Origin of the sequence: uncultured Thiodictyon sp. (assembly GCF_903946935.1) — a bacterium.
Classification (GTDB): domain Bacteria; phylum Pseudomonadota; class Gammaproteobacteria; order Chromatiales; family Chromatiaceae; genus Thiodictyon.
The window spans coordinates 44824-58809 of sequence record NZ_CAJAXH010000158.1; the positions used below are offsets into that span (position 1 = coordinate 44824).

The 13986-nt window shown below is 67.0% G+C and carries 11 protein-coding genes and 1 pseudogene; 3 read left to right on the forward strand and 9 right to left on the reverse strand.

What is annotated here, in order from left to right; translation table 11 throughout:
- Positions 1–98: 98 nt before the first annotated feature.
- The 8 genes from QZX93_RS14380 to QZX93_RS14415 all read right to left on the reverse strand — a co-directional run bounded on the left by QZX93_RS14380 (position 99) and on the right by QZX93_RS14415 (position 8586).
- On the reverse strand, positions 99–2774 hold the full coding sequence (locus QZX93_RS14380; RefSeq protein WP_295393590.1) for an HAD-IC family P-type ATPase: 2676 nt from the start codon (positions 2772–2774) through the stop codon (positions 99–101).
- A 386-nt stretch (positions 2775–3160) separates the two neighbouring features.
- Complete coding sequence (locus QZX93_RS14385; protein WP_295393579.1) at positions 3161–3637, reverse strand: mechanosensitive ion channel domain-containing protein; 477 nt, start codon at positions 3635–3637, stop codon at positions 3161–3163.
- Positions 3606–3983 carry a hypothetical protein gene (locus QZX93_RS14390; RefSeq protein ID WP_295393581.1) on the reverse strand — a complete coding sequence of 126 codons (378 nt, stop codon included), beginning with the start codon at positions 3981–3983 and terminating at the stop codon, positions 3606–3608. The genes QZX93_RS14385 and QZX93_RS14390 overlap by 32 nt, the downstream gene beginning before the upstream one ends.
- 569 nt (positions 3984–4552) lie before the next feature.
- On the reverse strand, positions 4553–5296 hold the full coding sequence (locus QZX93_RS14395) for a hypothetical protein (RefSeq protein WP_295393583.1): 744 nt from the start codon (positions 5294–5296) through the stop codon (positions 4553–4555).
- Positions 5297–5336: 40 nt separating this feature from the next.
- Positions 5337–5501 (reverse strand): hypothetical protein, encoded by a 165-nt coding sequence (locus QZX93_RS14400; protein ID WP_295393584.1) that lies wholly within the window; start codon positions 5499–5501, stop codon positions 5337–5339.
- Positions 5502–5812: 311 nt separating this feature from the next.
- Entirely contained in the window at positions 5813–6850 is a 1038-nt protein-coding gene (locus QZX93_RS14405; protein ID WP_295390910.1) for an SUMF1/EgtB/PvdO family nonheme iron enzyme, read from the reverse strand.
- A gap of 122 nt (positions 6851–6972) precedes the next feature.
- On the reverse strand, positions 6973–7992 hold the full coding sequence (locus tag QZX93_RS14410) for a hypothetical protein (protein WP_295390908.1): 1020 nt from the start codon (positions 7990–7992) through the stop codon (positions 6973–6975).
- A 6-nt stretch (positions 7993–7998) separates the two neighbouring features.
- Positions 7999–8586 (reverse strand): biotin/lipoyl-binding protein, encoded by a 588-nt coding sequence (locus QZX93_RS14415; RefSeq protein WP_295390907.1) that lies wholly within the window; start codon positions 8584–8586, stop codon positions 7999–8001.
- Between the two features lie 432 nt (positions 8587–9018).
- On the opposite strand from QZX93_RS14415, the gene QZX93_RS14420 reads away from it, so the two are divergent.
- The 3 genes from QZX93_RS14420 to QZX93_RS14430 all read left to right on the forward strand — a co-directional run bounded on the left by QZX93_RS14420 (position 9019) and on the right by QZX93_RS14430 (position 13766).
- On the forward strand, positions 9019–10626 hold the full coding sequence (locus tag QZX93_RS14420) for an alpha/beta-hydrolase family protein (protein WP_295390906.1): 1608 nt from the start codon (positions 9019–9021) through the stop codon (positions 10624–10626).
- 469 nt (positions 10627–11095) lie between these two features.
- The gene (locus tag QZX93_RS14425; RefSeq protein WP_295390904.1) at positions 11096–13150 is read left to right on the forward strand and encodes a VWA domain-containing protein; all 2055 of its coding nucleotides are present in this window, start codon (positions 11096–11098) and stop codon (positions 13148–13150) included.
- A 295-nt stretch (positions 13151–13445) separates the two neighbouring features.
- Positions 13446–13766, forward strand: coding sequence for a nucleotidyltransferase domain-containing protein (locus QZX93_RS14430; protein WP_295390902.1), 321 nt, complete (start codon positions 13446–13448; stop codon positions 13764–13766).
- A gap of 39 nt (positions 13767–13805) precedes the next feature.
- Here the strand turns inward: QZX93_RS14430 and QZX93_RS14435 are convergent.
- A pseudogene (locus tag QZX93_RS14435) lies at positions 13806–13986 on the reverse strand (hypothetical protein); the annotation flags it as partial.

The following is a 13986-nucleotide window of genomic DNA, read 5'->3' on the forward strand; positions in this document are numbered from 1 at the left end:
CCGGATTCCGCTGCGCTCCATCCGGGGTACACCGAGCACGCGCCGAATACCCTCACAGCCTCAGTGCGGCGAACCCCCGCAAGTCATCGCCGCCTCGCTTAATCGATGGGCAACTTCAGCCACCGCACCAAGCCCTTCTCTAGTTCGATGATGACGTACCCCGACAGCGTGATCGCCACAATACGCAGCCAGGTATCGCCGGCGAGCGCGGCCGACTGGAACCAGGTCTGCATGAAGGGCGCGTAGGTGTAGAGCAACTGAAAGCCAATGACCAGCAGGATCGCCGGCAGCACATAGGGGTTGCCGAGCAGGGTGCGCGGGTGCCACGCCGGCGCGATCAGGAAGCGGCAGTTCAGGAGATAGAAGGCCTCGAACAGCACCAGGGTGTTGACGGCCGCGGTGCGCGCCACATCCAGGCTGGTCCCTTGCGCCAATTCCCAGAGGAAGATGCCGAGGGTGCCGGCCACCAGGATCAGCGATACCAGCAGGGTTCGCCAGAGGAAATAGCCCGAGAAGATGGGTGCCCGGGGGTTGCGGGGCGGGCGGCGCATGACCTGGTTCTCGGCGGGCTCGAAGGCCAGGGTCAGGGCGAGCGTCACCGCGGTGATCATGTTCACCCACAGGATCTGCACCGGCAGGATCGGCAGCACCAGGCCGAAGCCGATGGCCATCAGGAGGGTGCCGGCCTCGCCGCCGTTGGTAGGCAGGATGAACAGCAGGGTCTTGCGCAGGTTGTCATAGACGGTGCGACCCTCCTCCACGGCACTGGCGATGGAGGCGAAGTTGTCGTCGGCCAGCACGATCTCGGCCGCCTCTTTGGCCGCCTCGGTCCCGGTCATCCCCATGGCCACGCCGATGTCGGCGCGTTTGAGTGCCGGCGCATCGTTGACGCCGTCGCCGGTCATGGCCACCACCTCGCCGGCGGCCTGCAACGCCTGCACCAGGCGCAGCTTGTGCTCCGGGCTGACGCGCGCGTAGATGTCCACGCCACCCACCCGCGCGGACAGTTGCGCATCGCTCAGTGACTCGATCTCGGTACCGGTCATGGCGGCCCCGCCGCCACCGGCGGCACCGATCCCGAGTTGCGCGGCAATCGCCGCCGCGGTCGCCCGGTGGTCGCCGGTGATCATCTTGACGCGGATGCCGGCGGCGCGGCACGCGGCAACCGCGCGGATCGCCTCCTCGCGCGGCGGGTCCATGATCCCGAACAGTCCCAGCAGGGTGAGCCCGCTGGCCACATCGGCAAACGCCAGGTCGCGCCGGTCGGCGGTGGCCGCCTGAAAGGCACAGGCCAGCACGCGCTGACCACGTCCGGCCAAGGCCTCGATGTGTACCTCCCAGGCGGCGTGCGCCAGCGGTCGGTCCTCCCCGGCGTGGCGCTCCCAGGTACACATGGCCATCACCTGTTCGGGGGCGCCCTTGAGATAAACGAAGCCATGACCGGCGTGATCGTGGTGCAGGGTCGCCATGAACCGGTGCTCGGACTCGAACGGGATCACGTCGGTCCGCGGGCGCATCCCGCACTCGCTTGGCAGGTCCAACCCGGCCTTGGCGGCGAGCACGGTCAGGGCGCCCTCGGTCGGGTCGCCGACGATGTGCCACTGCTCCTCATCGCGTTGCAGCTGCGCATCGTTGCACAACAGGCCGGCCCGTAGCAGCTCCAGCAGGTCACCCTCCGCCAGCGGGTCGATCGGGGTGTCGTGGTGGCAGAACTCCCCGTGCGGGGCGTAACCCGCGCCGCCCACCGCAACGATTTGCCCAGCGGTGATGACCGATTGCACCGTCATCTCGTTGCGGGTAAGGGTCCCGGTCTTGTCCGAGCAGATGACGGTGACACTCCCGAGCGCCTCCACGGCCGGCAGTACGCGCACGATGGCGTGGCGCTGCGCCATGCGCTGGACCCCGATGGCGAGGGCGATGGTGATGATCGCCGGCAGCCCTTCGGGGATGGCCGCCACCGCGATCCCCACGGCCGCCATGAACATATCGGCCACCGGCTGCGCCCACAGGAGGGCCCCGAGGGCAAAGGCGGCGGCGGCGACTAGCCCGATGGCGAGACTGAGCCAGCGACTGAAGACCGCCATCTTGCGCAGCAGCGGCGTCTCCAGGCGCTGGACTTCCCCGATCAGCCGCGAGATGCGTCCGAGCTCGGTCGCATCGCCGGTCGCGACCACCAGGCCATGCGCCTGACCGAAGGCGACCAGGGTGCCGGAGTAGGCCATGCAGGTGCGGTCGCCGAGCGACGCCGCGGGGGCCACCGGTTGCGTCTGCTTCTCCACCGGCATGGATTCGCCGGTGAGTGAGGCCTCCTCGATCCGCAGGTTCTTGACCCGCAGCAGGCGCAGGTCCGCGGGTACCCGATCGCCGGACTGGATCAGCACCACATCGCCCGGCACCAGGGCCTCGGCCGCGATGACACTCTGATGCCCGGCGCGCACCACAGTCGCCTTAAGCGACAGCATGCGCCGGATCGCCGCCAAGGCCTGCTCGGCCTTGCCCTCCTGGATAAAGCCGATGATGGCGTTGATGACCACGACGCCGACGATCACGCCGGTATCCACCCAATGGCCCAGGGCCGCGGTCACTGCGGCCGCCGCCAGCAGGGTGTAGATGAGCACGTTGTGGAACTGCAACAGTAAGCGCACCAGCGGACCGCGGCCCTTGCGCTCGGTCAGGCGATTGGGGCCACAGCGCCGCAGGCGCTCCAACGCCGGCGCGGGCTCCAGCCCGTTCGGCGTGGACGCGAGCCGGTCCAGCACCGCCGCGGCGTCCATCGCGTGGTCCAGCGGGTCGGGGGTGGATCGGGTTGGTTGGCGGTTCATCTGCGCACTCCTCTGGCCGCGGATGGAGGCCGTAAACCGGACGCCCGGCGTGCCGCCATCCAGGATCGGTGCGGCCAGGATAGAACGATTGGCCTGGCTTGGCTAGGGTAACGGCAATGCCAATGCCCGGGATAGTTTACTTAATTCCCCGAGCGGGGCTGGCGGCGTTAGGAGGATATGCGAGCGAGTAACCTGGGGCCGGGGGTTGCCACAGCGGCATGGCAAGACTTCGTGGCAGCGAGCAACCGTGGTCCGTGCCCGAATACCTCGTCCCCGAATACCGCTGGCATCGAAGGCCGGCGGCTGCTCGACCAACAACCCATTGAGGGCCTTGGTCATCATCCCGGCCACCGCGCTAACGGCGAGGCCGTTGGTCCGCACAGCGGACCCCACGGATCGCGGCCTGACCGGCCTTGATCATCATTGCGGCCATCACAATCGGGCGGTCGGCCGTCTTCTCGCTCCCACGCTCCGGCGTGGGAGTGTCGAGCGGGCGCTCCGCGTCCGGCCCGCCGATATGGACGCGGAGCGCCCGCACTTGCTCCCACGCGGGAGCGTGGGAGCCAGATAAGCGGCGCATCGTCCACCGCCGCGCGGAGCATGCCGGGAATCTGCTCGAGCAGGTCACGCGGCGTCTGATAGATGGCGCCTAGGCGGAACACGCCCCGACGTTCCTTGAAGTGCTTGAAGTTGTGAATACGGCTGTTGAGCAAATCGCTGTTGGAGAGCACCACCTGCTCACCGGATAAACTGCGGATGCGCGTGGTCTTGACCCCGATGTTCTCAATCACACGTTTCGAGCAATTCGCGCCCATGTCGCTCCGCCATATCTTGGGCGGCGCTGCGCACCGACATCGCCTCGCGCACGCCGTTGCTGAGGGCCGGATCGCGCAAGCGACGCGCCTGAGCGAGTTGGATGGAGCGTAGCGCGTTGAGCCGCTCGACGAGGCTTTCCTTTTCCCTGCGCGCCTCTGCCAGATCCTTGATCACCCGTAGCGGGATAGCCGTCATATCGACCGATGCGGGGTCGTTCATCACCCGATAGCGCAGGTCCCAAAGCATTTCCATTCGCGCCAGGATATCCAGCGCAAGGGCCAGATTATCGGCGCTGGCGCGGGCGGTGACGAGCTCGGCTTGGCGGGCGGCGACCCACTCGCTCAACACGGCCCGATCGGCATCCGCGGCGGCGGCGCTGAGTTGGCGCTGGGCGCGAAACAGCCCCGCTTCGGCCGTATCAACACCTGCGTTGCGACCGACATGCGCCGGCGCGATCCGGAATTGAGACTGCTCATGTGCTGGCCGATGCGTGCGGATTGTTGCTCATGAAGCGGCAAGGTTACGCGAGTCGCCGGGCCGTTAGCAAGGTCGTGGCCGGCTTACCCCACCATGTGACAGACGGGATAATCGCCGCCAGCGGACCTTTTTCAAGGACGAGGACCACGCGGAGTATCGCGGCCTACTGGCGGACGCCTGCTGCGGCGGCGGGACACAAGCACTTGCCGATTGCCTGAAGCCAAATCATGTTCACCTCGTCTTGGTGCCTACAGACGAATTCGGCTTACAGGCCTCGCTGGGGACGCGCATCGTCGCTATACCCGAACGATCAACTTGCGCGAGCCAGCTAAATGGTGACCCCAGTCGTCGTGGATGGGGGGTAGCTCGGTTGGGGCATCTGAACAGTTACAACAGAATATCGTGGTCTGTCCCTAATTGACTCCCGCTGCCGTTGGTCAAAACTCCCCGGTCCCGGAGTCGCTGCAATTATCGTACACGCGAATCTGTAGATTGCGCTTCGTGCCCGAGACTCGCACCGCGCCGGCGCAGACGAGGCCGCGCTTGTCTGAGGTGAACCAGCCGTCTCCGCCGCTGCCGAACGTCACCTGGTAGCGGTAGGTGCCGGCAATGCCACCATAGCCGGGTGAAAGGGTTGTATGGGCGCCGGTCAGCTTATTGGCAATTCCGGGGCCACCGGACAGGTCGATGCTCAGCGTACTCGGCCCGCCGCAGGTGCCGGTGCAACTCGCCCCGACACTCACCCAGTCCACCGTTGCGCCCCCGGACGAACTGCCGCCCGATGACGCATAGGACCGCTGCGCCGCCTGCCGCTCCTGCTCCTCGCGCTGGCGCTGCTTCTCGGCCTCCCGGCGCTGGCGCTGCGCCTCTTCCCGCTCGCGCCGCTCCTTGTCCGCCTTGGCCGTGCGGTTGTCGGCGATCAGGCGCTCCACGGCACGGATCGCGTCCGGCGCATAGGCCATGTTGCGCGCCGCGGCCAGGTGCTCCTCGGCCAGGTCGAACTTCCAGTCCTTGGCCTCCTCCCGGATCTGTTCCAGCAACTCCTGCTGGCCGCGTGCCTGGTATTGCTTGTAACCCTGGTAACGCTGTAGCAGCCCCGTGTCAGCGGCGGCAATGCCGCAATAGATTGCACCAGTCGACAAGGCAAGCAACTGTATCCGCTGTAAGTTCATAAACGTCATACCTGGTTCGAAAATGCTGGATGCGCTGCGCTTATCCACCCTACAGGTCCGTTACAACCCCGCAGGATAAGGCGCTCCAACGGCGGAATGACTCGCGCAGGTGCCCGATGCGTTCCTCCCCGGCGAGCAGGGGTTGGCGGTGCCAGGTCACCAGCGTGAAGAAATAGGTCCCGCCCGGGATCAAAGCACGACGGTAGTTGCTCATCGACGTTCCAGCTTCTCGGTGGATAAGGCGCGTGGCGCGGTGCTTGGGGATTGGCACAGACCTCGGTCGCGCCGCATCCACCGGGGCCGCGCCATGGCCGGTGGGATTGGTGGATGCGCTTCGCTTATCCACCCTACGCAAGGTCACGGGCGTAGGGTGGATAAGGCGCGTGGCGCGGGGCCTGGGGTTTGGCACAGACCTCGGTCGCGCCGCATCCACCGGGGCCGCGCCATGGCCGGTGGGATTGGTGGATGCGCTTCGCTTATCCACCCTACGCCCCCTGGACCCCCAAGAGGTAAAGAAGAAAAGCATCAAGGTGTAAGCGTCCTGGCCACGCGGAAACCGTGTTCGCTGTGTCGGAAGTCGGTGCCGCCCCCGCTGCGGAAGCCCGAGCGCAGATAAGCCGGGTCGCTGTACCAGGAACCGCCCCGCGACAAGCGTATCGTGCAGTCTCCGCGAGTCCAGGCATCGCCATTCGTCGGTGCGCCCCCGTATCTGAGATTCCTGCAGTCCTGGATCCATTCCCAGACGTTGCCGTGCATGTCAGAGAGCCCCCAGGGGTTGCTCGGATAGCTGCCCACGGGTTGGGTCTTCTCCAGCCAGACGCCGGTCTTGGCGCCGCAGTTGTTGTAATCGTAGTTGCCGTTGTAGTTGGCTTGGCGGGTGCTGATGCAGCGCCCGGTGCTGAAGGCGGTGGTAGTGCCGGCGCGGGCGGCGTATTCCCACTCGGCCTCGGTGGGCAACCGATAGGCCTTGCCGGTCTTGCGGTTCAGCCAGCGGAGGTATTCCTGGGCGTCGTCCCAGGAGACGTTGATGACCGGGCGGTCATCCCGGCCCCAGCCCGCGTCTTCCGGCTCTTGCTTGCAGCCGCCGTCGGCGACGCAGGCGTCCCAGTCGGCGAAGGTGACCTCGGTCTTGCCCAGCTCGAAGGCGGGCACGCTGACCTGGTGGGCGGGCTTCTCGCCGTCTTCGCATTCGGCCTCGCCGGGCTGGCAGCCCATCAGGAAGCGCCCGGCGGGGATGCGCACCATCGCTGGCGCGGCAAAGGGCACCAGGTGTACCGGCTGGATGGCGCCAGCGGCGACGAAGACCTCCTCGCTGGCCTTGCCGCCGTTGTCGATCCTGGCCTCCAGGCGGTATTCACCTTCGTCCAGTTCCAGCACCAGGGCCTTGCCCGGTTGCTTGGGCGTGTTGCCTTTGCGCTGGCCGTCCAGGTAGATCTTCGCCCCGCCTGGGCTAGAAGTGACCTCCAGCAGGCCCTTCTCCGCCAGGGCGGGCAGGGGCAGGGCGATCAACAGGACCGTCGCACAGAGGGCTGCGCGCAGGGTGGGAACGGGGGTCAGGGGCATGGGCGGGGACTCCTTGCGGACGAGGAAAACCCGGGAGGATACATCAGCACCTGCGGTGGATGCGCTACGCTTATCCACCCTACGCGGAATCGGGGCCGTAGGGTGCAGTCAATGGGCCAGGCTCAATGAATTTCTTCTCTGCCCGCCGCACGGCTACCTGGACGCGGGCAACGCAGCGGCCCCCACAGACCGCCCGCGCACCAGCCGCAGTACCAGGGCCGCATAGATGAGGCCGATGACGACGCCGGCGATGCGGATGCCCAAGCGCTCGTCGGTGTCCTCATAGAGTGTCGACAAGCCCTGGCCCAAGAGGATCGCCACCGCATTGAGTGACTTCTGGGCGACGGCGCGGCTTGGGCCGCCCGCGGCGATGCGCCGGGCCAGGGCCAGGTCGCCACCATCACCGCCAATGGCAGGACGATCAGGCTGTGCGCAAGCTCAATCAGCGCCGTGCCGACAATGGCGAGCCCGGCGCCAAGCAGGGCGGCATCGAAGCGGTCGCGCAGCGTGCGCTCCGGCGGCTCGCCGCCGGGACGCAACCCGATCACCACGCTGACCAGCACGGCCCCGGGGGCGGGCGGGCCGATGATCCAGACGGCCCAGGCGGCGACGGTCAGCGCCAGGGCGGCGGCCAGCGGCGGGATCGGGGCCGCGAAGGCCGTCGGCAGCGCGGGCGCGGGCACCGCCGTGGCCGGCGTGGGAAAGAAACGGGTGGCGAGGAAGACAGCCGCGGAGGCCGCCAGGCAGTTGCGGACGACCGCATCCGTCATGCCACCCGCGGCCGCCGGGTAGCGCATGACGAGATCCGGGACCACGGCAAACAGCACGAGCACCAGCAGTGTGATGACCGCCAATGGCGGGCGCCTGGACAGGCGGAATCCAACCAGGAAGATGCCGACCATCGCCACCATCAGGGCCAGGGGCCAGGAGGCCAGCAGGCCGGTGACCGCCACCACGGCGATCATGATGCCCCAAGCGATGAGCGGCAGGCCGATCAGGAGTGCCGGCGGCGGGGCCGGCAGTGCGGCCAAGGTCCCGCCACCAGCGGGGCGGATGAAGGTCGCCTCCAGGCCCGCGGCCTGGGCGATGGTGAGCGCCAGGGCGAAGGCGAAGGCGATGCGCAGGGCCGGGCGATCGGACATGGGACCCTAGTAGCCGAAGCGGGCGAAGGCGACGAAGCGGATCCAGGCCCAGCCGACCCGCCGCATCAGCCCCGCCTCGGCGCTGGCGAGTTGGGACTTGGCCGTGTCGCCCTGGGCCTTCGGCAGCACGTTGCGGCGCACCATTTCCAGCGTGCGGGCGTACTGCTCGCGCGTGTCGATGAGGTGGGCCTGCGCCTCGGAGAGCTTCGCCTCGGCCGTGCCGATGCCGGCGGTGCTGGCCCCGACCTGCTGGCCGGCGTCGGCGAGCGCGGCCTGGGCGGCAGCGACCGCCGCGGCAAAGCGCTCCGGGTCGATGGTGAAGAGTGGATCGTTGGCCCGCACCACTTGATTGTCCTCGACGGCCACCTCGACGATGGTCCCCGAGATGTTGGGGGCCACGCCGATCACGGGCGCCTGCACCGTCGCCTCGGAGCTATAGGGAGTGAATTGATCGACCAGGATGTGCATGGCAATCGCCGCCACGAGTAGCCCGAAGAGGATCGTGCCGGTGAAGCGGCGGCGGGCCGGCGGGGTCACGGCCGCGTTCGCGACCGGCGCCTCGACCGCCGTGGCGGGGGGTGCGGCATCCGCCACGGGCGGCGTGTCACTCGGGGGGCTGGGGCGTCAGGGGCGTCTGGGTGAAGATCGGTGACGGCCTGGGCGTGCCACGCAGCGGTCGGGTTGGTATTCTGCGTTTCCTCGGCCTGAGCCATCGAGATTCTCCGTTGCGTGGGGCGGGTGGGCGCAGCGCTGCGCCTACCGCGCTTGAGTCTCTTGGAAGCGGCGCCAACTCGATGCGTCTTCGCCTGCGAAGGGGCATCATACATGCGGTCGGTACCACCCTCCGGAACGCCGTCGTGGCACCATGCACAGTGTTGTCGGGGCTTTCTCCACCAACCCAACCCCGGGCCATTCGCGACGATCCTTTGCAAGAGGAACCCATGGCGGCCATCGAACCACGTTGGTGCGGATGGCGTGTCCGTCCCGCTTAACTGTCTTGAATAACTTAGGGTGATGACAAAGCAAATGTATCTAAACATTGTGGGCCTACTCGTCGGGACCGTTTTCTTTGCCTTTTCTCTGGCGCCCTCGCTGCTGCCACGACCGTTCTTCATTCAGGGTATTCTTTCCGGCCTGTCATTCTCGGCCGGCTATGGCCTGGGCGTTGCCATGGTCGCCCTATGGAACTCGCTGCAATTGCCGGTGTGGCGCGAACGTACCGCGATCGTCATCAAGTCCGTCGCCGCGCTGCTCTGCCTACTGGTCGCGGTGAGTTTTCTGTGGCAGGCAACCCATTGGCAAAACGCGCTTCGCGAGCTGATGGGCATGGAGGAGTCCGCCGGCCTGCAACCGGTGATGCTCGGCCTGATCGCGGTGTTGGTGTTCGTGGTCCTGCTGGCGCTCGCGCGCGCGTTCCGCTGGGTGTTGCGGATGCTTTCGGTCAAACTGCGGCGTTTCGTGCCGCCGCGGGTGTCACATCTCCTGGGTATCGTTGCTGCCGTGGCGCTGTTCTGGTCCGTGATCGATGGCGTCTTGGTGAGCGGTCTGCTGCGTGTGGCCGATCGTTCGTTTCAGCAACTCGATGCGCTGATTCAGGACGATTTACCGCGTCCGACCCGTCCCGACCAGACCGGAAGTCAGGCGTCCCTGATCAATTGGGAAGACCTCGGCCACCAGGGCCGCAGTTTCGTTGCCGGCGGGCCCACCGCCGACGACCTGAGCCGTTTTTTTTCGGCCCCGATGCCGGCGCCGATTCGCGTCTATGTCGGCTTGAACTCCGCCGACAGTCCCGAGCAGCGGGCACGGTTGGCGCTGGATGAGTTGAAGCGCGTGGGCGGCTTCAAACGCTCGGTCCTGCTGTTGGTAACACCGACCGGCACCGGCTGGATCGATGCATCCGCGCAGGACCCGGTCGAGTACCTGCATCGTGGCGACATTGCCGCGGTGGCGGCCCAATATTCCTATCTGAACAGCCCGCTCGCACTGCTGACCGAGGGCGCGTATGGCGCCGAGATGGCCCGCGCCCTGTTCTCGGAGGTCTATGGCTATTGGCGCAGCCTGCCCCGCGACGCGCGGCCGCGGCTATACCTCAACGGATTGAGCTTGGGTTCGTTGAACTCCGATCTCTCGTTCGATCTGTACGACATCATCGATGACCCATTCAACGGCGCACTCTGGAGCGGCCCACCCTTCCGCAACGACGCCTGGCGGCGGATGACCGATCAGCGCGATCCTGGATCGCCCGCGTGGCTGCCCCGCTTTCGTGGCGGGTCGGTGGTGCGGTTCATGAACCAGGACGGCGGATTGGACAGCGGCGACCAACCCTGGGGGGCCTTTCGGATCGCCTTCCTCCAATACGCGAGCGATCCGATCACCTTCTTCAGTCCGCAGTCGGCGTGGCGTGAGCCGGATTGGCTCAAGGCACCCCGCGGCCCCGACGTATCGCCTGACCTGCGCTGGTTTCCGCTCGTGACGATGCTGCAATTGGTTGCCGACATGGTAGCCGGCGTCAGCCCGAAAGGCTTCGGTCACGAATTCGCGCCGGCCCACTACATCGACGCCTGGCTGGCGCTGACCGAACCACCCGGCTGGAATGACGCCGAGGTGGCCCGGCTAAAGACGATCTTCAAATGAACGGCGAACCCCGAGGTTGGACCCCGGGTGCTCAGGCACCAAGGCGTATGCCGTATTGAAGGCCGGCATCCCGCCTTGGCGTTGATCATAACTCCGGCCACCCAGCCGCGCGTGATCGCCGCGCCTGGGAGCGCCGACATTCTGTCGGCGACGGAGCGAAGCGCCGTTGGATCCTAGCGAAAACAAAGCCATTTGCGATTCACTGCGAGACCGCGAACCGCCTGCGGCGGTTGGCCGACAGACTGTCGGCGCTCCCAGGCGCTCCGCGCCGGGAGCGCTGGCGGACGGAGCTATGATCAAGGCCCCCGCCCTAACACGGGTGCTTGGCGGGGGTCCAGTCCGTCGGCTCTTAGTCAAAAAATCCGGCCACTCCGCTCTCTGCGGGCCCGGTGCAGGCTGGCATTCCGACCCGCAAGGTGCTGAAATCCTCGCGCCCCAAAGAACCGACCAACCGATGACGAGGTCCCCTATGAAGCTCGGAGTCCAATACCGTGCGGCCGTCGCGCTCTGCGCCCTCACCCTGGCCGCCCAGATCGCCCAGGCCGCCGATCAGGTCATGCTGGTGCTGGACGCCTCGGGCAGCATGTGGGGCCGACTGGATGGGCGGTCCAAGATGGACATCGCCAAACAGGCCCTGAAGGACCTACTGGCGGACTGGCCAGCGGATCGGGAGGTGGGGCTGGTGGTCTATGGACACAGCAGCAAGGGGGACTGCAACGACATCGAGACGGTGGTACCGGTTGGACCGCTGGATGCGACCACCCTGGGACAGCGGGTGGACGGCTTGGTGCCCAAGGGCATGACCCCGCTCTCGGCGGCGGTGAAGCAGGCCGCCGAGGCACTCAAGTTCACCGAGCGCAAGGCGACCGTGGTGCTCCTGAGCGACGGCAAAGAGACCTGCGACCTGGACCCCTGCGCGCTGGGTGCCGAGTTGGAAAAGCTGGGTGTGGACTTTACCGCCCACGTCATCGGCTTCGACGTGGCCAAGCTGGAGGACCAGAAGGGCCTGCGCTGCCTGGCGCAGGCCACCGGCGGGCGCTTCATCGCCGCCACCGATGCGGCCGAGCTGAACCAGGCGTTGAGCGAGACGGCCAAGGTCAGCCAGCCCGTCGCGCCGCCGCCGCCCAGGCCCGCGCCGCCGCCCCTGCCGATGGTAGAACTGGTCGCCCCCGACTCGGCCCTCAAGGGCACCCTGGTCAAGGTGGAGCCCAAGGGCGAGGAGGGACACACCGGCTATGTCTATCTGTTCCCCAAGGGGCGGGACCGGGACCTGGGGTTCGGTGGCGTGAAGCCGGCGCCCATGGGCGGCTATCGGCCGGTGGAGATCCGGCTGCCCGCCCAGCCGGGTCCTTATGTGCTCAAGTGGATAGGAGACGACAAGCGGGTCTACACGGAGCGGCCGCTGGCCGTGGTGGAGTCGGACGTGCGCCTCTCCGTCCCGGAATCCGCCACCGCCGGCACCCTGCTCAAGGTGGGGCTTGAGGCCCCGGGGGGGCTGGACGGCTATGTCTATCTCTACCCCAAGGGTCGCACCCAGGACCTGGGCTTCTGCGGCGCCCGTCCGGCCCGTACCGGGGGCTACCAGCCCTGCGAGCTGCGACTCCCGGCCGACCCGGGCGATTACGACCTGAAATGGTTGAGCGGCAGAAAGGAGCTGCTGGCGCAGGCGGCCCTGGCACTGGTCCCGGCCGAGGCGGGGCTCGCGGTGCCGGAATCGGCGGTGGCCGGGACCCTGCTGCGGGTGGGCATCCGGGCCAGCGAAGGCCTCGCGGGCTATGTCCGGCTGTTCGCCAAGGGCAAGGACATCGTCATCGTCGAGGCCAGAGTGTATCCGGACGCCGTCGGGGGCTACAAGCCGGTGGAACTGCGGCTGCCCACCCAGCCCGGGGACTTTACACTCAAGTGGGTCAGCGACCGCAAGGAGGTGCTGGCCGAGTCGCCGCTGCGTATCGACGGGGCCGAGGTATCGCTGGAGGTCCCCGCCAGCGCGCCCAAGGGGACCCAGATCGAGGTGTTGCCCCGAGGTCCGGATGGGCTCACCGGTCACGTCCGGCTGGTGTCCCAGGGCAAGGACAAGGCCATTGAGGCGGCCGTGATCCGCCAGGCCAAGCAGGGCGGCTACCAACCCGCGCGCCTGCGTCTGCCCGCCGTCCCCGGGGACTACCGGGTGCTCTGGGCGGCGGAAAACCGGGCGCCCTTGGTGGACGTGCCGATCAGGGTCACCGAGGCGGCGATCGTCATCGATGCCCCGGAGCGGGCACCGGTGGGCGGGGAGCTGTCAGTTGCGCTCAAGGCCCCGGATGGGCTCGACGGCCGGCTGTGCCTGTTCGCCCAGGGCAAGACACCCCCGGTGACCTGCGGCTTGGTGCGGGAGGACCGCATCGCCGGCTATGTGCCGGTGCGGCTCAAGCTGCCGGCCCAGGCGGGCACCTTGGTCCTGCGCTGGTTGAGCGGACGTAACGAGGTCCTGGCCGAGCGGCCCCTCACCGTGGTTGAGCCGGACGGGGGAGACCCCGGGCGCTAGCAGGCTGTCGGACTTAGTGATGCAACCGATTGAATGCAAAGAGTTTCCTCTTTTGCGCCAAAAAGTCGTTTTCCTGTTTAATCAATCGGTTACGCCATCAAGTCCGACAGGCTGCTAGCCCCGTCCAGGTATCCAGGCCCGGCGCTCCGGCCGGGGGCGGAGCACCTGGGGAGCACCGGGCCTGATCCGCGCGGCTGCGCTGCCCGGCAACCGGCGGCGGCTCATCGCCACCCAAGATCAGTCTGTCGTAGAATCGACGCAAGCCTTTGCCCACCCAAAGCACGAGCCCTCGCCGATGCATGACCTGAGCACGAATCTACGTTTGGAACTGCGCAGCGGACTGTCGGCCATCGATGGCCCGAGGCTGAAAGGGCTCTTTCTGTTTGGCTCCTATGCCCGCGGCCAGGCACAACCCGAGTCGGACTTGGACGTGCTCGTCGTCCTCGATTCGATCGCGCACTACGGCGCCGAGATCGATCGCATCGGTCACCTGGCCTCACGGCTGTCACTGGAGCATGGAGTAACGATCAGTCGGGTCTTTGTCTCTGAAAGGGATTGGCGGGAGCGGCGCACCGCCTTTTTGGCCAATGCGCATGCAGAGGCGATTGCAGCATGACGAAAGAAGGCAGCCAGCTATTGGATAAGGCCAGTCGTGCTATCCGAGCTGCAACGCGGTTGCTGGCGGATGACAAACAAAAAGGGGCCAGTGCGGCTTGGCAATGTCGCGTAGTCTAGTGGGTGCAAATCCCACCTGGGTAATCGTGAGCCGCGAGCCCAGTATCGAGCCTTGCGGCGCGAACGGTAACGGACGCGTCGATGCGTAGGCACGAAAGCAG

Bases quoted from the DNA above. Each gene is read 5' to 3' on its own strand.
- QZX93_RS14420 (WP_295390906.1), top strand. From the start codon at position 9,019: ATGTATCTAAACATTGTGGGCCTACTCGTCGGGACCGTTTTCTTTGCC.
- QZX93_RS14425 (WP_295390904.1), top strand. From the start codon at position 11,096: ATGAAGCTCGGAGTCCAATACCGTGCGGCCGTCGCGCTCTGCGCCCTC.
- QZX93_RS14405 (WP_295390910.1), bottom strand. From the start codon at position 6,850: ATGCCCCTGACCCCCGTTCCCACCCTGCGCGCAGCCCTCTGTGCGACG.
- QZX93_RS14380 (WP_295393590.1), bottom strand. From the start codon at position 2,774: ATGGACGCCGCGGCGGTGCTGGACCGGCTCGCGTCCACGCCGAACGGG.
- QZX93_RS14395 (WP_295393583.1), bottom strand. From the start codon at position 5,296: ATGACGTTTATGAACTTACAGCGGATACAGTTGCTTGCCTTGTCGACT.
- QZX93_RS14400 (WP_295393584.1), bottom strand. From the start codon at position 5,501: ATGAGCAACTACCGTCGTGCTTTGATCCCGGGCGGGACCTATTTCTTC.
- QZX93_RS14385 (WP_295393579.1), bottom strand. From the start codon at position 3,637: ATGGGCGCGAATTGCTCGAAACGTGTGATTGAGAACATCGGGGTCAAG.
- QZX93_RS14410 (WP_295390908.1), bottom strand. From the start codon at position 7,992: ATGTCCGATCGCCCGGCCCTGCGCATCGCCTTCGCCTTCGCCCTGGCG.
- QZX93_RS14430 (WP_295390902.1), top strand. From the start codon at position 13,446: ATGCATGACCTGAGCACGAATCTACGTTTGGAACTGCGCAGCGGACTG.